Annotated in this window: 18 protein-coding genes and 1 tRNA gene; 5 read left to right on the forward strand and 14 right to left on the reverse strand. The window is 63.9% G+C overall.

What is annotated here, in order from left to right:
* The first annotated feature begins 48 nt into the window (after positions 1-48).
* The 3 genes from sucC to BANT918_RS06970 all read left to right on the forward strand — a co-directional run bounded on the left by sucC (position 49) and on the right by BANT918_RS06970 (position 3,559).
* Positions 49-1,218 carry an ADP-forming succinate--CoA ligase subunit beta gene (gene sucC, locus BANT918_RS06960; RefSeq protein ID WP_101619581.1) on the forward strand — a complete coding sequence of 390 codons (1,170 nt, stop codon included), beginning with the start codon at positions 49-51 and terminating at the stop codon, positions 1,216-1,218.
* A gap of 18 nt (positions 1,219-1,236) precedes the next feature.
* Positions 1,237-2,133: a succinate--CoA ligase subunit alpha gene (gene sucD / locus BANT918_RS06965; RefSeq protein ID WP_101619582.1), complete on the forward strand. Its 897-nt coding sequence runs from the start codon at positions 1,237-1,239 to the stop codon at positions 2,131-2,133.
* Positions 2,134-2,431: 298 nt separating this feature from the next.
* Positions 2,432-3,559, forward strand: coding sequence for a threonine aldolase family protein (locus BANT918_RS06970; RefSeq protein WP_101619583.1), 1,128 nt, complete (start codon positions 2,432-2,434; stop codon positions 3,557-3,559).
* Positions 3,560-3,665: 106 nt separating this feature from the next.
* Here BANT918_RS06970 and BANT918_RS06975 read toward each other — a convergent pair whose 3' ends face one another.
* Entirely contained in the window at positions 3,666-4,070 is a 405-nt protein-coding gene (locus tag BANT918_RS06975; protein ID WP_101619584.1) for a universal stress protein, read from the reverse strand.
* 219 nt (positions 4,071-4,289) lie between these two features.
* On the opposite strand from BANT918_RS06975, the gene BANT918_RS06980 reads away from it, so the two are divergent.
* Positions 4,290-5,537, forward strand: a complete 1,248-nt coding sequence (locus tag BANT918_RS06980; protein ID WP_101619585.1) for a class I SAM-dependent methyltransferase — start codon at positions 4,290-4,292, stop codon at positions 5,535-5,537.
* Between the two features lie 28 nt (positions 5,538-5,565).
* Here BANT918_RS06980 and BANT918_RS06985 read toward each other — a convergent pair whose 3' ends face one another.
* The 4 genes from BANT918_RS06985 to BANT918_RS07000 all read right to left on the reverse strand — a co-directional run bounded on the left by BANT918_RS06985 (position 5,566) and on the right by BANT918_RS07000 (position 9,811).
* On the reverse strand, positions 5,566-5,856 hold the full coding sequence (locus tag BANT918_RS06985) for a hypothetical protein (protein WP_101619586.1): 291 nt from the start codon (positions 5,854-5,856) through the stop codon (positions 5,566-5,568).
* A 70-nt stretch (positions 5,857-5,926) separates the two neighbouring features.
* Positions 5,927-8,437 (reverse strand): hypothetical protein, encoded by a 2,511-nt coding sequence (locus tag BANT918_RS06990; protein ID WP_101619587.1) that lies wholly within the window; start codon positions 8,435-8,437, stop codon positions 5,927-5,929.
* Between the two features lie 64 nt (positions 8,438-8,501).
* The gene (locus BANT918_RS06995; RefSeq protein WP_101619588.1) at positions 8,502-9,467 is read right to left on the reverse strand and encodes an HAAS signaling domain-containing protein; all 966 of its coding nucleotides are present in this window, start codon (positions 9,465-9,467) and stop codon (positions 8,502-8,504) included.
* Positions 9,464-9,811: a PadR family transcriptional regulator gene (locus BANT918_RS07000; RefSeq protein ID WP_101619589.1), complete on the reverse strand. Its 348-nt coding sequence runs from the start codon at positions 9,809-9,811 to the stop codon at positions 9,464-9,466. Before BANT918_RS07000 ends, BANT918_RS06995 begins: the two co-directional genes overlap by 4 nt.
* Positions 9,812-9,904: 93 nt before the next feature.
* Between BANT918_RS07000 and BANT918_RS07005 the strand changes: the two genes are divergently transcribed.
* Positions 9,905-10,363, forward strand: coding sequence for an ASCH domain-containing protein (locus tag BANT918_RS07005; protein ID WP_233429233.1), 459 nt, complete (start codon positions 9,905-9,907; stop codon positions 10,361-10,363).
* A 431-nt stretch (positions 10,364-10,794) separates the two neighbouring features.
* Here BANT918_RS07005 and BANT918_RS07010 read toward each other — a convergent pair whose 3' ends face one another.
* From BANT918_RS07010 to BANT918_RS07050, 9 genes are all read right to left on the reverse strand, one after another.
* Positions 10,795-11,259 (reverse strand): GNAT family N-acetyltransferase, encoded by a 465-nt coding sequence (locus tag BANT918_RS07010; RefSeq protein WP_101619590.1) that lies wholly within the window; start codon positions 11,257-11,259, stop codon positions 10,795-10,797.
* 360 nt (positions 11,260-11,619) lie between these two features.
* Positions 11,620-11,760: a hypothetical protein gene (locus BANT918_RS17990; RefSeq protein ID WP_324761559.1), complete on the reverse strand. Its 141-nt coding sequence runs from the start codon at positions 11,758-11,760 to the stop codon at positions 11,620-11,622.
* 339 nt (positions 11,761-12,099) lie between these two features.
* A complete protein-coding gene (locus BANT918_RS07015; RefSeq protein WP_101619591.1) occupies positions 12,100-14,043 on the reverse strand; it encodes a heavy metal translocating P-type ATPase in 1,944 nt (647 codons plus the stop codon).
* 516 nt (positions 14,044-14,559) lie between these two features.
* A tRNA-Leu gene (locus BANT918_RS07025) sits at positions 14,560-14,641 on the reverse strand.
* Positions 14,642-14,739: 98 nt separating this feature from the next.
* Positions 14,740-15,213 carry a thioredoxin-dependent thiol peroxidase gene (bcp, locus tag BANT918_RS07030; RefSeq protein WP_101619593.1) on the reverse strand — a complete coding sequence of 158 codons (474 nt, stop codon included), beginning with the start codon at positions 15,211-15,213 and terminating at the stop codon, positions 14,740-14,742.
* Between the two features lie 120 nt (positions 15,214-15,333).
* Positions 15,334-17,079 carry an acetyl/propionyl/methylcrotonyl-CoA carboxylase subunit alpha gene (locus BANT918_RS07035; protein WP_101619594.1) on the reverse strand — a complete coding sequence of 582 codons (1,746 nt, stop codon included), beginning with the start codon at positions 17,077-17,079 and terminating at the stop codon, positions 15,334-15,336.
* Positions 17,080-17,082: 3 nt separating this feature from the next.
* Positions 17,083-18,741 (reverse strand): urea amidolyase family protein, encoded by a 1,659-nt coding sequence (locus tag BANT918_RS07040; RefSeq protein WP_101619595.1) that lies wholly within the window; start codon positions 18,739-18,741, stop codon positions 17,083-17,085.
* Positions 18,738-19,532 (reverse strand): putative hydro-lyase, encoded by a 795-nt coding sequence (locus tag BANT918_RS07045; RefSeq protein WP_101619596.1) that lies wholly within the window; start codon positions 19,530-19,532, stop codon positions 18,738-18,740. The genes BANT918_RS07040 and BANT918_RS07045 overlap by 4 nt, the downstream gene beginning before the upstream one ends.
* Positions 19,529-20,326 carry a LamB/YcsF family protein gene (locus BANT918_RS07050; RefSeq protein WP_101619597.1) on the reverse strand — a complete coding sequence of 266 codons (798 nt, stop codon included), beginning with the start codon at positions 20,324-20,326 and terminating at the stop codon, positions 19,529-19,531. The genes BANT918_RS07045 and BANT918_RS07050 overlap by 4 nt, the downstream gene beginning before the upstream one ends.

Genomic DNA, 20,326 nt, shown 5'->3' on the forward strand with positions numbered 1-20,326 from the left:
CGCACCTGCGGGGCCAAAAGACCCGGCAGTAGAAACGAAGGAATACACGTGGATCTTTTCGAGTATCAAGCACGTGACCTGTTCGAGAAGCACGGAGTGCCCGTGCTCAAGGCCCAGGTCGCGACGACACCAGAAGAAGCGAAGAAGGCAGCCGAAGAACTTGGCGGCGGAGTAGTCGTCGTCAAGTCTCAGGTCAAGATCGGCGGCCGCGGCAAGGCCGGCGGCGTCAAGGTTGCGAAGAACCCTGATGAGGCCGAAGCTCGCGCCAAGGACATCCTGGGCCTCGATATCAAGGGCCACATCACCGACAAGGTGATGATCGCCGAAGGCGCAGACATCGCTGAAGAATACTACTTCTCGGTTCTCCTCGACCGGTCCAACCGCACCTACTTGGCCATGTGCTCCAAGGAAGGCGGAGTGGAGATCGAGCAGCTCGCCGTGGAACGTCCGGAGGCGCTCGCCAAGATTCCAGTCTCTGCCATCGACGGAATCGATGCGGCCAAGGCCGAAGAGATCGCCAAGGAAGCAGGATTCGACGCGGAGACCGCTGCGAAGATCGCTCCTGTGCTGTCCTCGCTGTGGACCGTCTTCGAGAAGGAAGATGCCACCCTGGTGGAGGTCAACCCGCTGGTCAAGACCGGTGCCGGAGACATCATTGCCCTTGACGGCAAGGTGTCCCTGGATGAGAACGCTGACTTCCGTCAGCCTGACCACGAAGAACTGGTTGACGTCAGCGCGGAGAACCCCCTCGAGCTCAAGGCCAAGAAGCTGGGCCTTAACTACGTCAAGCTCGACGGCGAAGTCGGAATCATCGGAAACGGTGCCGGCTTGGTCATGTCGACCCTCGACGTCGTCGCCTACGCCGGTGAGAAGCACAGCAACGTGAAGCCTGCCAACTTCCTCGACATCGGAGGCGGCGCTTCCGCAGAGGTGATGGCCAACGGACTCGACGTCATCCTCGGCGATGACCAGGTCAAGTCCGTCTTCGTCAACGTCTTCGGCGGAATCACCGCCTGTGACGCAGTGGCCGACGGCATCGTCAAGGCTCTCGAGATCCTCGGCGATCAGGCAACCAAGCCGCTCGTCGTCCGCCTCGACGGAAACAACGTCGAAGAGGGACGTGCGATCCTCAAGGAAGCCGCGAACCCACTTGTCACTCTGACCGACACCATGGACGGTGGAGCCGACAAGGCCGCCGAACTGGCTGCTGCCAAGTAAGGAAAGGTCTTTACACACATGTCTATCTTCCTGAATTCCGATTCGAAGATCATCGTCCAGGGCATCACTGGCGGCGAAGGAACCAAGCACACTGCGCGCATGCTCGCCGCAGGATCCAACGTCGTCGGCGGTGTCAACGCCCGCAAGGCCGGAACCACTGTCAAGCACAACGGCAAGGACGGCAACGAAGTTGAGCTGCCCGTTTTCGGATCGGTCGCCGAGGCGATGGAATCCACCGGCGCTGACGTCTCCGTGGCCTTCGTGCCGCCAGCATTCTCCAAGGATGCGGCCATCGAAGCCATCGACGCTAAGATCGGCCTGCTCGTCATCATCACCGAGGGCATCCCGGTCCAGGACGCAGCCGAGGTCTGGGCTCGTGCGCAGGCTGCAGGCAATGCGACCCGCATCATCGGACCCAACTGCCCCGGCATCATCTCGCCAGAGGCATCGCTGGCAGGCATCATCCCGTCCAACATCACCAAGAAGGGCAAGCTCGGACTGGTCTCCAAGTCCGGCACGCTGACCTACCAGATGATGTACGAACTGCGTGACCTCGGCTTCTCCACCGCCATCGGAATCGGTGGCGACCCGGTCATCGGCACCACTCACATCGATGCCCTCGAGGCCTTCGAGAATGACCCCGAGACCGAAGCCATCGTCATGATCGGCGAGATCGGCGGAGACGCTGAAGAGCGTGCCGCTGCCTACATCAAGGACAACGTGACGAAGCCGGTCGTCGGCTACGTGGCAGGCTTCACTGCTCCCGAGGGCAAGACCATGGGCCATGCCGGCGCCATTGTCTCCGGCTCCTCAGGAACTGCTGCTGCCAAGAAGGAAGCACTTGAGGCTGCGGGCGTGAAGGTTGGCAAGACCCCGACCGAAACCGCCGACCTCATGCGCGAACTCCTCGCCTGAGTCGTTCCACTCAACAACAGCGCGGTCACTGTGCGACCGCTCAGCGCACATGCTGGGCAACTGCACCTTGGCCGCGCTGTTGTGTGTCCGCAGGACGTGCGGTGGACTGAAAGGGTGTCGCGTGTAGCTGAAGCGTCATGCGTCACGCATCACGCACCGGGAGCATCGATTCACACCCGTAGTCGCTAGTCCCCCAGTCCGTTCGACAAGGACTCCCGTCGGCATCAAATCACCCCGGTGCAACGGGTGGTTTTGGAACCAACTGTGCGTGATGATCGCGGGACGCTAATCTGAACATGTGAATGACCAGACACCGCTGTCCCAGAACCCACCGGCCGAACAGGCAACGACCCTCGACCTGCCGCCCGTTGACACCTCCCCGGCCGTCCATCCGCGTAACTTCGGCTCCGATAACTGGGCCGGCGCCCATGCCGAAGTCATTGCAGCCATCGCCGAGGCCAACGTCGGCCACACTCCCGGCTACGGCGGTGATCCTTGGACCGCGCGCTTCAGTGATGTCATGAAAGGACATTTCGGTCCGAACGCTCAAGCGTTCCCTGTCTTCAACGGCACCGGGGCCAACGTCCTCGCATTGCAGTCCGCACTGCCCCGGTGGGCTGCCGTGATCACCGCAGCCTCCGCCCACATCAACTACGACGAGACCGGCGCTCCGGAGAAGGTCGGCGGACTCAAGGTCATCGGCGCCCCGACTCCGGACGGAAAACTGACCCCCGAGATCATCGAAGGCGCGGTCCTCGGCCGCGGCAATGAACACAATGCTCAGCCCCTGGCAGTGAGCATCTCGCAATCGACCGAATGGGGCACGACGTACACAGCCGAAGAGGTCCGGGCGGTCGCGGAGACCTCGCACGGGCTCGACATGATCCTCCACGTCGACGGTTCCCGATTGGGCAATGCTGCGGCCTACCTCGGTACTGACCTTCGCGCCATCACCGCTGACGTCGGCGTTGACATCATCAGCCTGGGCGGGACGAAGAACGGGCTCCTCGGCGCCGAAGCGATCGTCGTCCTCAACCCCGAGATCGGGCAGGGGATGAAGTTCCTGCGAAAGATGAACCTGCAGCTGTCATCGAAGATGCGATTCCTCTCCGCTCAGCTCAACGCCCTCTACGATGGCGAGCTGTGGCGCACCTCCGCGAATCATGCCAACACCATGGCCAAACGATTGGCAGATGGCCTCGCCGAGGCGGTCTCGACAGGCCGTGCACCCGATATCTCGATCGTGGCTGAGACCGAATCCAACGTCGTCTTCGTGCACATGCCCGATGAGGTCGCAGCACGAGCACGGCAGAAGTTCGCCTTCGCCAACTGGCCCATGGCGAAAAATGTCGTGCGCCTCATGTGCGCCTTCGACACCACCGCCGAGGACGTCGACGCCCTCATCGCAGCCATCGTCGGGGACTGACCCTCAACTTGTTCAACGGTTGGTATGTTCTTTTCGAAGAGAACATACCAACCGTTTTGTTGCGCGCCACGAGCTGCACGCTATGCGCGGCGTGGGAGTGTGGTCCCTATTTGTTCCTGTCGGCCTTGACGGAGACGACGGGGACGTCGGAATCGAGGATGATGCGCTGGGCAGTCGAGCCCATGATGAGTTTGCCGACAGGGGAGCGGCGACGCGATCCGATCACGATCAGGCGGGTGTCTTCGGTCGCCTCGGCGAGGGCGAGGAGTTCCTCAACGGGATCATTTCCGCGCAGGAACTGCAGAATCTCATGGGAGACCTCGGCTGAGCGCAGCTCCTCTTTGAGTTCCTCCATGTCCTGGTTCGTCGCCACACCGCGTTCGTCGGGAGTCTCTCCGATGCCGGCATTGAGCACGATCACGGTGTCATCGAAGGCCTTCGCCTGATCGATACCGAACGTGACGGCAGCCTTGCCTTCGGGTGAGGGGGAATAACCGACGAGAATTGTCATGATCTCTCCTGATACGACACTGGACGAAGCACACTCAATTAGTAGCACATCTGCGTGCTGCGATGCTCCTCAGTCCGCCCCAAACTGCACGGGAAATCTGTGCGAACCGGTGGTGCAGGTCTATGGCAGAGTCGGTGGGAAGCCTCGTCGAATCCTTCGGTCCCTGCCGCGTCGTCACCGGCAACTGAGGCCAGGGCCGAGTCCGACTAGACTGTTCGAATGCCTTCATCCCTGCTGTCTCCGGATTCTCCTGCCCGCCAACGCAGTCAGGATCTGCTGGAACAGTTTCCCGAGCTCGCTGAAGTTCCGGGATTCCCTCAGGCCAGGATCCTCACCGAGTACGTGCTGGGTCGACGCAGCGGAGAGCTCGATACCTCCGGGCGAGCCACGGACGGGACGTTCGTAGCCGCCGAGGAGGTCGCAGGTATTCCGCACGAGATGGTCGTCGTCGATGACGCCCAGGGGCTGCAGTCGCGTCTGCTGAACGAGATCACACCGGTGCGCACGTACAACGACCGGATCGATGAGGCGCACACCGTCGCCGAGGTGGCAGATCGGACCAGCCCCATCGTCGATCTCGCTGCCTTCACTCCGGAACGGGATGAGGTCTGGGCAATCGTCAACGCGCCGAAGGCCACCCACGCCTTGGCCGAAACCATCGCGGCACTTCAGGCACACGTGTCCACGGTCATCGTCATCGGCCGCAGCGACTCGATGAGCCGGGCTGTGAACAAAGAACTTGCCCGTGGCTATGCTCGCGTCGATGTCTCACCGGGCGTCGGCAAACATCGAATGATCATCGGCAGCCGACCGCTGTCCTCACCCAGTCTGCCGACCTACCCCAGGCGCGGCACCATCGATCATCCGGCCACCGGACCGCTGCAGGTCAGAGCCCATGGGGCCTGCTTCTCCGGGATCAAGAGTGATGAGGGCTCGACCGCGTTGCTCACAGCGCTGGCCGCCGCAACTCAGCCCGCCCAATCTCAGCCCGCCGAGGCGGTTCCTGGTTCCCTGAAATCCGTCCTTGACCTCGGGTGTGGGAACGGATGGCTGCTCACGGCAGCGATGCGGGTGACAGCAGCGAAGAAGGGCACCGGCGTGGATGTGTCGAAGGCGGCGGTCACCTCGGCGAGGGAGACCGCGGCGGCGAACGGACTCGAGGTTCAGGCCATCCTCGCCGATGCCACGGATGTGCAGGCTCTGATTGGTGGAGACTCGCCGGTGGGCGCCGGCGGATATGATCTGATCCTGCTCAACCCGCCCTTCCACCAGGGCACGACCATCGAAACCGACACTGCTGCCGGCCTCATGGCCGCGGCGGCCCAGCTGCTTGCTCCCGGTGGGCAGGTCCTCACTGTCTACAACTCACACCTGGACTACCGCGAGACCTTGGAACGCGTCATCGGAGCCAGCGAACAGGTCGCTCGCACCAGCAAATTCACGGTCATCCGCAGCCACTCTCGTTGACGGACGTTTCCTGCGGTGAGGCCTGTTCCTAGCCCTGATTCTGCGGTGAAGCCTGCGCTTGCATCTGCGCTGAGGTGTGCAACTGGGTGTCAGCTCGGCGGGTTCTGGTCAGGAGCAGAACTGCTTCCCAGATGGCCGACGTGAGGATGAGCGGCACGGTCACTATCCAACACATGACGGCCAGCGCCGCCTTGGCCACCCAGCCCTCTTCTCCGATCTGCGACCAGACCGATACTCCGATACTCAGTATCAGGAAGACACCCGTAAGTGCGAGAACAACGAAGAACGTGACCTTGGCGGCCTTTGAGAATGGTGTCATTGCTTGTTGACTCTTCCTTTGTGACGATCGTCTGCACGGGTCCGGGAACGCGCTCTAGTCGCGGTTGCTGCTAGCCGCCGGTAGTCCCGAACCGGTCCGACAGAACTTCGGCCGTGGCACCGACGCCGGCCGTGGCCACCTCGCGGGGAGGCCCCTCGGCGACGATCTGACCACCGTCGGGGCCAGGACCGGGCCCCATATCGATGAGCCAATCGGAACCGGCGGCGAGTTCCATATTGTGATCGGCGATGAGAATCGTATCGCCCTCATCGACGATCTGGCGGAACAGCTGCCCGAGCACCCGAGCATCACTGGGGTGCAGGCCGTTGGCCGGTTCATCGAGGATGAACAGTGTGCGTTCACGTCGCTTTCTGGCCCGCATCACCGCGGCCAGGCGCAGTCGCTGCGCCTCACCACCGGAGAGCGTCGCCGAGGACTGACCGAGCAGCAGACCGCCCAGGCCAACTCTCTGCAGGACCTCGAAGTGGGCGACGAGACCCAGGCGTTCAGCGAATACCGTCGCCGCGGCATCGATGGACAGATCGAGGACATCCGCGATGCTCAATTCCTCGACGGTGACCTCGAGCGTTTCCTCGGTGAACCTGCGGCCCTCGCATGCGGGGCAGGTGCCGCTGGATGCCGGGAGGTGGACGAGGTCGATAGTGATGATGCCCAGACCCTCACAGCGTGGGCACCGACCGCGGGCCGTGTTGAAGGAGAACTGTGAGGCGGTGAAGCCACGGCTGCGCGCCAAAGGGGTCTTGGCGAAGAGGCTGCGGATCTTGTCGAAGATGCCCAGGTAGGTGCCGATGACCGAGCGCGGCGACCGGCCGATGGTGGACTGATCGAAGCTGACCACCCGGTCGAATGCCTCGAGGCCGGTCGCCTGTGCCCCGGCAGGTTCCCTTCGTCCACCACCGCTGCCGGGCACCACGGCCTGCGTCATCGTCTGCGGCTCCTCGTCACCGTCGAACGGGGATGCCCCGGCGGCCCTGGCCAGGCTCGCCACCGAGCGCAGCACGGAGCTCTTACCCGCCCCGGAGACCCCCGTCAGGGTGGTGAGACCACCGATGGGAAAGGACAGAGTCAGGTCGCCGAGGTTGTTCGCCGACAGTCCTGTGCACTGGACCCAGTCCCCGAATTCCTCCGGTGCCCGCCAGGGTTCGCTGGGTGCCTCATTGCGCAGGCGCACAGCGGTTGAACTCTCCCCATCGAGGGCCTGGGCGACGGGCCCGGAGAACATGAGCTGGCCTCCGCGGGCGCCGCCGCCGGGGCCGAGCTCGACGACCCAATCGCACCGGCGCACCAGCTCCATATCGTGTTCGACGAGGATGACCGTGTTCCCGGCATCGCGCAGCGCCTCAATATGGGTGAAGAGGTGGTCGGTGTCTTTGGGGTGCAGTCCGGTGGAGAGTTCATCGAAGACATAGACCATGCCGTGCAGGCCGCTGTGCAGGTGGGCTGCCAGGCGCAGGCGCTGCAGCTCACCGGGGGAGAGGGTGGCCGCCGAGCGATTGGGTGGAAGATAGCCGACGCCGAGGCGCTCGATGACTGCCGTGCGTTTGTCGAGTTCGTCGAGGAGCACTTGGGCAGCATCATCGGTGGCTGCGGAGAATCGTTTCGCCGTGTTGTGCTCCCGGTCGAGGTCGGCGGCGATGGCTGCGTGGATTGAAACTGCCAGGTCGTTGAGACTGCGGGTGGCCACCTCGGCGATATTGGCACCGCCGATCGTCACCGACAAGGCGGCCGGGTTGATGCGGCTGCCACCGCAGTCGGGGCAGACGTCGTTGCTGAGGTACTCCTCGGTGCGTGCCCTGACCGTCTCGCTGCCGGTCGTGACCATCGTGTCGAGGAGGTAGCGGCGAGCACTGCGGAACTTGCCCGTATATTCGCGGGCGACGTGGTCACGGATGTCGGCGGGATTGACCGTCAGTGAGGGGGTTTCCTCGGTGGTCAGCAGCCAGGTGCGGGTGGCAGCAGGCAGCTGGTTCCAAGGGATGTCGACATCGGTGCCCATGGCCTCGACGAGGTGTCTGAAGTTTCGACCCAGCCACCCTCCCGGCCATGCGTCGATCGCGCCCTCCCGGATGGTCAGATTCTCATCTGGGACCGCTGCTGCCAGGTCGATCTCGTGGATGCTGCCCTTCGCCGCACACCTCGGGCAGGCACCCTCGACGGTGTTCGGGGAGAAAGCAGAGGCGAGCAGCCGGCCCTGACCGTCCGGGTAGTCGCCGAAGCGGGAGAACAGCACCCGCAGTAGGTCAGAGACCTGGGAGAGGGTGCCCACGCTCGAATTCTCCGGAGGCGTGGACACAAGCTGCTTGACCGCTATCGCGGCAGGAAGACCGGTGATCCGATCAACCTGGGGTGCGGAGACCGCACCGAGGAGATGCCGGGTGAAGGGAGAGACCGATTCGAGGTAGCGTCGCTGCGCCTCTGCATAGATGGTGTCGAAGGCCAGCGATGACTTGCCGGAGCCCGAGACACCGCAGATTCCGATGAGCTGCCGGTGCGGCAGGGAAACGGAGAATCCGGAAAGATTGTGCTCCCGGGCACCGACGACGCCGATCTGCTCGGTCATTTGCATACCACTTCCTCTGGTCCGGGGACGGTCGTGAGACTGCTCCCGGACCAGAGTATCGCGGTCAGCGGCTCGCCCGATATGTGCGCCACGTGCTGATCTGATCCCAGATGACGATGACCCAGACCGCAACCACCGTGATGATCTGCTGGAAGTTCGCACCCGCGGCTGTCGTCAGCTCCGGATGCAGAACGTTCTGAGTCAGCAGCGCGATGGTGAGGAAAACGGCCATGGCCATATCGATGATCGCGCCGACAGCAAACAGCGAGGCAATCGCACGGCCACGGGACAGCTTCACCACCTCGACGATGGCCATGAGGGTCAGGAAGAACCAGTAGCCGAGCATCCATCCCGCCCCGAGCTCGGGGTTGATGAAGGGCTCACCGTTGTTGAGGTCACCGACATAGAAAAGAGAGGTCGGGATGAACGGGACCAGGGCCAGGAGGACGATGAAGATCAGGCCGAGGATCGCCTCGGCGCGGATCTGCTTTGCCTTCACATCCGTCGCGCGCAGCTGATCGACCGACCATGACTTCCTGGTGCCGTTGACCGTCTCGCTGGCACCATCGCTGAGACCGCGGTCGCGAAGAGCGAGGATGATCGTGATTGTCGCGAAGGTGACGAGCAGTGCGGTGACAGTGTTGCCGACGAGCTGGCCGATCAGCGCTCCGATCTGGACAGTGTCCTGCGTGGCGATGAAGGCAACGGCATTCGCGGTCACTGCGATCACCGCGACGAGGGGAATCACCCAGCGCATGGCCCAGACGAAGAGCGGATAGGTATTCGGTCCGATGAGGTGCTGCGGTGAGTTCGTGTATTCCAGTGAGAGCTGGACCGGATCGCCGAGCTCTTCGAGTACCTCGCGCTCGGCAGACGCGGTCTGCGCTTGCGCAGGATGATCCAGGCCGCCGAGGCGGTGCTCGACCATGTCGTCGATCGTGGCCCTGATCTCTGCCGCGATATCACCACGGGAGTTCTCCGGCAGGCGGCCGATTACGTTGTCGACGTAGACGTCGGTGAGCGCACTCATGGTGTGCCTTCTTTCCAGAGTTTCGTGATGCTGGTGTTGAGTTCCAGCCACTGGGAGTGGAGTGCTGCAGCGACCTCGGCCCCGCTGGTTGTGACGGTGTAGTACTTGCGGGGGCGGGCCTGCTCCGTGTTCCATTCGGCGCTGAGCAGCCCCTGCTTCTCGAGTCGACGCAACAGAGGGTAGAGGGTGTTGGCCTCTGTTGCGACGCCGGCTTCGGTGAGTGTCGTCAGCAGCGAGTATCCGTACTGTGGCTGACGACAGGCGACGAGGCTGGCGAAGACGACAGTTCCTCGTCTCAACTCTTGTTCGTGTGTCGCCAGTGCCTGCTCTGCATCCTCGTTCATGTTTCACACAATAGTGTGCGACACACACTATTGCAATAGGCGGGGTATAAGATTATCTGCGAGGGTGAAGACCGAAGAATTCCTGGGGAGACTATGACCGACATGATTCTCGATAGGTTCTGGGCGGAAGCGCGAAGTGCGGTGCCGACTCTTCCCGTTGCTGTGCCCGAGGCGTGGGCGTTCGGCGCGACTGCGGCACACGCGGACGAGCTGCTGACGCTTGTCCTTGACTGTGCGAAGACGGGAACTGCCTCGGCAATGCAGGACGTGAAGGCCGACGGTGAGCCGGTTCCGGAGGTCGGACAGGCGAGCGTGATCCTCGACAGCAGAGGCCAGCCACGGGCCGTCATCGTCACCACGGCCGTTGACATCGTGCCGTTTTCTCAGGTCAGCGCTGAGCACGCGTATTCCGAAGGAGAAGGTGACCGAAGTCTTGCGGCGTGGCGAGAGATCCATGAGAGGTTCTGGGCCGAGCATTGTCAGGGCGCCGACGGGTTCAGTGAAGATATGCTCGTCGTGTGCGAGCGGTTTGAGTCGGTGTTCGCGCCCTGATGGAATGAGGAAGCCCTATTGCTGAGCTCGAAAGCTGGGCACTCATCCACGCCGAACGTGCTCGCTTGGCGAGTTTTCTTGAGGGCCTCTCTGCAGAGCAATGGTAGGGGCAATCGCTGTGGTCAGACTGGACCGTCGAGCAGGCGGTTGCGCATCTTCGCGCCGCGGCCAACACCGGCAGGTGGGCATGGGATCGCAGCATTGTGACTGCTGGCTTCGGGCCAGCCAAGCACAGTGCCCGACTGCTGTCGCGATACCAGGGGTGCATTAATGCAGAGACTCCCAACATTTTCTGGCAGCCGCTCGCTACTTCGCGACAGAGGATTTCGCAGTCAACAGCAAGGCTGTCGTCAAGGGCTTGTCACTCGAAGCCCAGGATGCCGACTTCAGAAGTGGAAGCGGGCCATCGGTCGACGGGAAGCTTCTCGGACCTACGAGCCCTGCGGCTGTGCATCGTAGGTGAGCCAGTTGGTTTTGGTTCCGACTCGGTCATAGAGCACCTGCGCCGCGGCGTTGTCGTCCGCGGTGATCCACCGGACAACCGAGCGCCCCTCGGCCGCGGCGATCTCCTGCAATCGGGTGATCAGCGCTCGGCCCGAACCCGCTCCGCGAGCCTGAGAGTCAGTGAAGAGGTCGTCGAGCCAGATGCCGACCGTGCCGGTCGACGGGCGCGAGAATCTCCGGAAGTCGGCGATGGCGACGATTCGGCCGTCCGCCTCGGCAACCAGGCCCTGGCATTCGTGTGCGGAGTCCATAAGCCAGCCCCACACCCGGGAGACGATGTCCTCGGACTCCGGCAGGTGGTAGAACTCGCGGTAACCGCGGAAGAGCTCACGCCAGCGGGTCTCATCGGTCGATTCAACAGGGCGAACGGAAGTGGTTGACGAATCTGTCATGACTTGTTCGGGTCCTTCTTCACGTCTCTCGGGGTGCTTCGTATGATGGTATCGTACGAAATCGCCAAACGGGTTCCCAGTCGGGGGCCTCTGCCGATCTGTCAGCGGGGGCAGAGGTTTCGACTGTGCAGAACCCCTCGCGCCTGAAAGCGCAACGGCCAAACCGCCCGGCTGCTGCCCTGAAGAGCATCCCGATCAGGTAGGTGGCGATCATTGTCTGCCAACCCATGACCAGATTCCGCATGATCGCTCGACCACGCGACGGACCGCCGAGTGTGAGGCTGAATCAACCGATAAGGACCGAACTGATCGCGACGGCGGCGGCCCAGTTTCGATGCTCCCCAACAGGCAAGGGAATCGTCACAAATGGGATGAGTGCACCATCGCAAACGCGGTAATACAGGAGATGGCGGCAATCCAGGGGCTGATGGACTCTTCCTGGTCGACACCGAGTTCGACTTCCGCATGTGCGGCGACCGCATCGTTCGCAGCGAACTCCACCTCAATTGGATGCGCAAGGTCTTCTGAAAGACCATGTTGCTCATCCAGACGTACTCCCCACCGCCCATCGAGAATTCACCGACACCGACACCGACACCGACACCGACACCGACACCGACACCGACACCGACACCGACACTGACACCGACAGTATCCGCCGAGGCGATCGCGAGGGCGGTGTTCGGGGTTGTCGCTGGACACTGATGACTACACCCCCCGGTTGAAATGATCCATTCACCCGCACTGAGGGCACCGGCTCGAAATCACTTCAGACGTTGGCCAACATTATGGCAACGGGCTAGACCAGGGTGGCCGGCTGCTGAGCCGACCGTCGTCGGTTCACTCACCTTCTCGAGTGGTGTGACAGTTGAGAGCGGCAGCCTCTTTTGACGAGGATCTACGAGGGGCTCTTTCAGACCGAGGCCCGACTGCTCTGAGCGCCCCCAGAATCGCGACGAGGTCGACGACTTCCTGCAGCCAGGCCCCTAGAAGCGCTGGTAGAAAGCCGAAAGCGGCGATGAGCATGAGTGCGGCGCTGATGATGATGCCGAGCCAGATACTCTGCAACGCGATCCGCACCGTGTCTTTACCGATCTTCACCGCGTGCGGCAGTGAGGCAAGGGTGTCGTAGCGGTTCACGATGTCAGCCGACTCGCTCGCGGCGGTCGCACCCCGTGCTCCCATCGCAAAACCGATGTCCGCGGCAGCGAGCACAGGCGCATCGTTGAGGCCGTCGCCGATCATGATGAGCGGGCGGGGCTGCACTCCGCCGATGATGCGCACCTTGTCTCCGGGGCGACATTCTGCGTGTACCTCGCTGATCCCGAGATCCCGTGCAATCGGCACCGCCGTGGCTGCAACGTCTCCGGTCACCATGAGCGTGCGCGAAACGCCGAGTTCATCCAGATCACGAAGCGCCTGCTTGGCTTCGATGCGTACCTGATCGCGCATGACGATTGCTCCAGCGAAATGGGGGCCTGCTGCGACGTAGATCGCGAGTTCGCCCGGCATGAGTTCTGCGAGCACAACGTCGGAGGCGTGCTCGCGTACCCAGGAGGCCTTGCCCACTCGCACCACCGTCGCGTCCGGCGCGCGGGAGGTACGGAGGGCTGCGGCTACACCGTTGGTGGCGACTTCCTCGGCCCGTTCACTTTCAAGGAGTCCCAAGCCATATTTCTTCGCCGCCCCGACAACGGAATCGGCGAGCACATGCGAAGAGTACACCTCAGCCGAGGCCGCGAGCTGCAGCAACTCGTGTTGCTCGAAGCCCGGGGCAGGGAGGAGGCGTGCGAGTAAAGGTTTGCCAGTGGTGATCGTGCCGGTCTTGTCGAACGCCGCCGAGCGCACCCTCGACAGCTGTTCAAGGGTGCCGCCACCCTTCACAATCAGCCCGAACCGCGCGGAACGGCTCATACCCCCTAGGAACGCGACCGGCGCTGCAATCAGCAAGGGGCAAGGCGTAGCCACGACCAGTACCTCTGCGAACCTGGTGGCATCCCCGCTGAGGGCCCAGGCGATCCCGGCAACGGCGAGCGAAAGCACCGTGAACGGTACCGCATACCGATCCGCAAGCCGCACCACTTTCGCCTTGCTGCCCGCCGCCTGCTCTACAAGACGTACGATCTGCTGGTATTCGCTGTCCGAGGCGAGCGCCGCAGCACGCATGGTCACTGCTGTCGCCCCGTTCACCGCGCCACTCGATACTCTCTCCCCGGCGTCGCGTTCGACTGGCAGGCTCTCTCCCGTGAGCGAAGACTCGTCGAACACAGCGTGCTCAGATTCGAGGATGGCGTTCACGGGCACAAGAGTGCCCGGGCGGACGAGCAGCAGGTCGCCCACCTCGACCGCTTCGGCGGGCACGTCCTCGGTGACCGCGTCGGAGGAATGATTGACGCCACGGCCGTGGAGGATGCGGATGGCCTGTTGCGGAGCTTGACGCAGCAGTGCGGTGAGTTCCCGCTTGGAACGATTCTCGGCGTAGTCCTCAAGAGCTGTGCCCCCGGTGAGCATCAGCACCACCACGAGCGCTGCCCAGGGCTCGCCGACGAGCACCGCGGCGGTGATCGCGGTGACAGCGAGAATATCGAGCCCGGCATGCCCTTTGATGAGTTGTCGGATCATCCCGATTGCTTCCCAAGTCGCGATCAGGAGTGCAAACCCGCCCACGACCGGTCGCGCGGCGTCATCGGCAGGAGTCGCCAGGAGTATGAGACCGACTGCGGCGACCACAAGCGTAGCGATCACCAGCGGATACTCCCTGATCAGAAACGGAAAGCGGCTCATATCTCAATCGTCCCAGACCGACGTCCTGGCCGCACCGCAGGCCAGCCTCCCCTAGACACGAAGCAGACGTGACTCGGCGGGTTCAGAGCAGCAACAACACCAGCTCTGCCGCCACCCAGAAAGTGCTCACCTCCCGTGAGGTCGGCTGCGCGGAGTTTTCGTTCAACCTCGCTGAGGCCGATGCGTGAGCGTTCGATGATGAGGAGGGCGAAGTGAGACTACCCGCCGCGGCGTCTTGCCGATGGGATCGCCGCTTTGAAGGGACGACTCTGAAATACGCGCACGCCGCGCCACCTGCTGGAGTCAGGCGAGTACCTCAATGTGGTAAGGGAGCACCTCGGGCATTCCTTCACCACGATGAACATCTGCAACGATGTCAGCCCGACGATGCAGAAAGCCGCAGCCACCACTGCGCTCAGCATGTCGGAGAGGCGGATCATATCCTTCTGCGCACGGCACGAAGATGGCCCCCGACCTGAAGAATTGAAACCCAGGTCAGAGGCCGATTTCGATCTGTACGCGAGGGGGGACTTGAACCCCCACGTCCGCAGACACTGGAACCTAAATCCAGCGCGTCTACCAATTCCGCCACTCGCGCGCGACGTCCCTAAGATTAGCAGGGCGAAGCCACGTTGCTGAAAACGGTAGGGCGAGCCCGGCAGCCAGAGGGCAGCCGCGATCAGGTCGGGACGACGATCAGGCGGCGTCTATGCCCAGTGCCTTGCGCACACGTGCAACGTGGCCGGTGGCCTTGACGTTGTACTGGGCCAGTTCCACGGCGCCTTCGGCATCGATGACCAGCGTCGAGCGGATGACGCCCTGGACGACCTTGCCGTAGTTCTTCTTCTCCCCGAATGCGCCCCACTCCTCCATCATGGACTTGTCTGGGTCGGAGAGGAGATCGAAGTTCAGACCCTCTTTGTCCGCAAACTTCTTGAGCTTCTCCGGCTTGTCCGGAGAGATGCCCAGCACGACGAGGCCGGCAGCCGACAGCGCCGAGAGCGAGTCCCGGAAGTCGCAGGCCTCGGTCGTGCAGCCGGGAGTCATAGCGGCAGGGTAGAAATAGACGACAACCCGCTGCCCCTTGAATTCGCTGAGGGTCACGGACTTCCCGTCCTGGTTGACCAGGGTGAAATCCGGGGCAGTGTCGCCGACTGACAGTCGTGGCATAGTGTCTCCTCTTCTCGTGCGGAACTTTTCAGAAGTTCTCAGTTCAGGGACCACTCTAGTCCGAGACTCCGACACGGGCCGGACTCCCCACTGCGGGACGAGTTCACCGAAACTTCAGCCTCACTCGATGTGTGCGATGACTTCGCCGACAGCCACCATGTCGCCGACCTTCGCCACTTGCCTCAGGGCACCGGCCACCGGAGCCTGTACTCGGGTCTCCATCTTCATCGCTGACAGGACGGCGACATCGTCACCGGCGGCCACCTCGGCCCCGTCTTCGAGGAGATAGTCGACGAGGTTGCCGGGCACCGGAGCGTTCACAGCACCCGTGTCCGCAGCTCCACCTTCAGCTCCGGCCGAACCGGTTCCACTGGCAGCATCAGCGCCAGCACCACCGGCAGCGCCCAATGCAGCCAGCAGCGCAGCCGGCAGGCCCAGCCTGGTGAGCTTGCCGTCGACCTCGATGTCCATGCGCTGCAGTGACGACTCGGGCGTCGGTGCTGGCCGGTCCTGCATCGTCATGCGAGGGAGGAGCTCGGATTCGATCCACTGGGTGTGGATGCCCAGTTCCTCGGCGGTGAACGCAGGGTCGGTGAGGATCTCCAATGAACAGGGAAGCACCGTGGCCGGTCCCTCGACGTTTAGCTCTCCAGCCGCAGTCACGGTCCGGGCGATTGCGGTCGGGCGGTCTGGCCCGTGGACGATGAGCTTGGCAAACAGGGAGTCGAAGGCCGGCTGTACGGTGTCTCCGGCACGGACACCGGCGTCCCAGCGCACTCCGGGACCACCCGGTGCGGTCAGGGCATCGATGCGACCAGGCGTGGGCAGGAACCCGCGTCCCGGGTCCTCCGCGTTGATGCGCAGCTCGATGGCGTGCCCGCGCGGCTCGGGTGTTGAGTCCAGGGACAGCCCGTTCCCGAAGGCGATGCGGAACTGCTCGGCGACGAGATCGACACCGGAGACCGCCTCTGTGACGGGATGCTCGACCTGCAGGCGGGTGTTGACCTCGAGGAACGTCATCGTGGAATCGGCGGCGAGGAGGAACTCGACGGTGCCCGCGCCCCGATAGTCCACCTCGGCGCAGATAGCCTCGGCCGATCGATGCAGCCGTTCCCGCTGATCCGCGCTGAGTCCGGGAGCCGGAGCCTCCTCGATGAGTTTCTGGTTGCGGCGCTGGGCCGAACAGTCGCGATCGCCGATGGCCACGACGCGCCCCTGGCCGTCGCCGACGACCTGGACCTCGACATGGCGTGGGCGTTCGAGGAACTTCTCGACGAAGCACTCGGAGCGTCCGAAAGCCTCGACAGCCTCACGGGTCGCCGATTCGAAGGCGCCGGCGACCTCGGCGAGGTCGTGAACGATCTTCATTCCGCGCCCACCCCCACCATGGGCAGCCTTGATGATGATGGGCAGGCCATGTTCGGCGGCGAAGTCCTCGACCTCGGCGGCGTTCTCAAGCGGTCGGTCGATGCCCGGAGCCAGCGGGGCGCCGACCTTCTGCGCCAATTTGCGGGCGGTGACCTTGTCACCGAGTGCCGTGATCATCTCTGCTGTGGGACCGATCCAGATGAGGCCGGCGTCTTCGACCGCGGCAGCGAAATCGGCGTTCTCCGACAGGAAGCCGTACCCGGGATGCACGGCCTCCGCCCCTGACTTCTTGGCGACTGCGATGATCGCGTCGATGTTGAGGTAGGTCTCTGCCGCGTTGGTCCCCGGCAGGGAATAGGCCTCATCGGCCAGCTGGGTGTGCATGGCTTCGAGGTCCTGGTCCGCGTAGACCGCGACCGATGTGTGCCCGTAGTGGGAGCAGGCGCGGATGATCCGGACGGCGATTTCGCCGCGGTTGGCGATGAGGATCTTCGGCATGATTCAGTGTCCGTTCTCCGGTGAGTGGTCGGTGTGGTCGGCGGAGTTCTGCCTCGGGTTGCCGTCGTCGGTGACGAATCGGATCCTGACTCCGGGTGCCAGCTGTGCTGCCAGATCCGTGTCATCGACGCTGGCGATGATCGGATAGCCGCCGGTCAGCGGGTGGTCGGGGCCGAAGAGCACCGGCTGCCCGTTCGGTGGGACCTGCAGTGCCCCGGTGACAGCGCCCTCACTGGGCAGTTCGCCGGTGCGGGAGCGTTCGAGTGGGACCTCGCCGGCCAGTCTGAGGCCGACGCGATCGGATTCGTGGGTGACCGTCCATTCCTGGCTCAGCAGAGTCTTAACGCCCGCGAAGGTGAACCAGTCGTCACGCGGTCCCAGGGTCACCGACAGCTCGATCGTCTCCCCAGGTGCGGGCAGGTGCCGTTCGTGACCTGAGCCGCGGACCGGATCGACGAGGTGCGGTGCCGACTCCGGCGAACCGAGAATGACCGTGGTATCCGGCTCCAGACGTGCCGGACCAAGATGGGCCAGGGTATCGGTCGAGGCGCTGCCCAGGGCAGTCTCCGTCTCGATCCCGCCCCGGAAGGCGATATAGGCTCGGGTGCCGCGTTCGGTCATGCCGAGTTCGAGTTCGTCACCGTCTTCCAGTGCGAAAGCCTCGCCGAGGTGGTGCCAGAACTTGGCACCATCGGCAGACGTCACGGTGATCGTGGCGCAGCCCCCGGTCACAGCGGCCACACCATCACCGGTGATGGCCAGTTTCGCCCCACCACCGAAACTCTCCAGCCCGGCCGTGGTCTCGTCGTTGCCGACAAGGCGGTTCGCGTTCTGCAGCGCCGCACGGTCCGCGGCTCCGGCGCTCGAGACGCCCATGGCGGCGAAACCGGGGCGCCCGAGGTCTTGGATGAGCAGCTGCAGACCCGGACGGATGACCGTGAAGGCTTGTGCCGAGACGACGTCGTCCGGTTGGGCAGGCGAAATCTGCTGCGAGGACGAGGAAGTATCCGCGCTCGCCTCACCGACCGTCACCGATTCCCGGTCGGCCTGGCGGAAGGTCACGATGGTTCCAGGGATGAACAGGGCCGGTGGTTCCCGATTCAGGTCCCAGAGTGTGGCGTCGGTACGCCCGATGAGCTGCCAACCGCCGGGGGAGGCACGGGGGTAGACGCCGGTGAATTCCCCGGCCAGTGCCACTGCTCCGACGGGAACACGGGTGCGCGGTGAGGACCGGCGGGGCACGGTGAAGATCGGATCGTCACCGGCCAGGTATCCGAATCCGGGTGCGAACCCGGAGAACGCGACCTGCCAGGTTGCGCGCTGATGCCGGGTGACCACCTCGGCGGGCGACAGCGACAGAAGGTCAGCCACCTCGTGCAGGTCCTCGCCGTCGTAGACGACGTCGATCGTGACCTCGCGGGACTCGGTCGAGTCAGTCCCCGTGTGCTCGAGCCTGCGGATCCGGTCTGCCAGCACCGGCGCCGAGGTGCGGGCCGGGTTGAAGCGGATGAGCACGGTCCGTGCGGCCGGGACCAGCTCATCGACACCGTCGAGTGCGGCCGCTTCCAGCCCCTGGTGCAGGTCCATTGTGGCGGCCAGGTCGGGGCATTCGACGAGGAGATGGCGGCGGGAGGCGGTGTGGAAATCGAGGTTGTCGATCATTGTCGGTAGTTGCCTTCCGGTGCATCGGTGATGAACATCTTCCCCGGTGAGTGCGTGATCGCAAAGGGTGGGGCCGAGGCTTGAATGGCGACCTGGGGTGTGACTCCGCAGGCCCAGAACACGGGGATGTCGCCGTCTTGGATGGCGGGGGCGTCGCCGAAGTCGGGGGAGTGGAGGTCGGTGATGCCGATCTGCTCGGGTTGACCGATGTGGACGGGGCCACCGTGGACGGCGGGGAAGCGGTCGGTGATGCGCACTGCCTCGGCGACCTGGTGGGCAGGGATGGGGCGCATGGACACGACCATGTTGCCGTGGACCCGACCGGCGGGTTGGCAGGCGATCGATGTGGAGTACATGGGGACGTTGCGACCGGCATCCTGGTGGCGGATCGGGATGCCCGCGTCCAACAGCCCGGACTCGAAGGTGAAGCTGCATCCGATGAGGAAGGACACGAGATCGGGATGCTGGGACCAGGCAGCGCTGGCATCGTCGACCTCGTCGACGAGGGAGCCGTTCTCCCACAGCCTGTAGCCGGGGATGTCGGTGCGCAGGTCACTGCCTGGTGCCAGGGCGGATTCGACCTGCCCGGGCTCGAGGACGTCGATGACCGGGCACGGCTTCGGATTGCGCTGGGCGAAGAGCAGCATGTCGAAGGCCCAGTCAGCCGGGACCGCGATGAGGTTGGCCTGGAGCAGACCGGGAGCCAGGCCAGAGGTCGGGTCCGTGGACCCGGCCCGGATGCGCTCGCGGGCCTGTGCCCCAACCGACGTCTGTGCCTGGGCGTCAGTCATGTCCAGGCACCTGCACCTGCGAATGGTGCGATCGTGACACCCGAGGACTCGAGGAGCTCGCGGGCTGCACGGGCCATGTCGATCGAGCCCTGGCTGTCGCCGTGGAAGCAGATCGACTGGGCATCGACGTCGACGAGGCTGCCGTCGATGGCTTCGACCTGACCGGTTTGGACCAGGTGCAGGACGCGGGCGGCCACGGCCTCGGGATCATGCAGGACGGCATTGGGCTCTGTTCGGGAGACCAGCGAGCCGTCGGGGTTGTAGGAGCGATCGGCGAAGGCTTCGGCCGCGACCTGTAGGCCCGCCTCCGCGGCGACGCGGTTCGCCACGCTGCCGGCCAGACCGAGGAATACGAGGGTGGGGTCGATGGCCTTGACCGCATCGACGACGACCTTGGCCTGCGCCTGATCGGTCACGATCGCGTTGTAGAGGCCGCCGTGAGGTTTGACGTAGGCGACCGATCCGCCCACGGCCCGAGTCAGGCCCAGCAGCGCACCGATCTGGTATTCCACTTGCGCCTGCAGGGTCGCGGCAGGCACGTCGAGGGCCCGGCGACCGAAGCCTTCGTAGTCGTCATAGCCGGGATGGGCGCCGATGATGACGCCGGTCTTCGTGGCCGCCTCGGCGGTGGTTCTGATGCCTTCGGGATTGCCTGCGTGGAAACCGCACGAGACGTTCGCGCTGGAGACCAGGCCCAGCATCGCGGCATCATCGCTGACGACGCGCTCGGGCACGTTCTCCCCGAGGTCCGAATTGAGGTCGATGGTGGTGGCGTTCGTAACTGTGGTGTTCAT

Origin of the sequence: Brevibacterium antiquum CNRZ 918, assembly GCF_900169145.1 — a bacterium.
Taxonomy (GTDB): Bacteria; Actinomycetota; Actinomycetes; order Actinomycetales; family Brevibacteriaceae; genus Brevibacterium; species Brevibacterium koreense.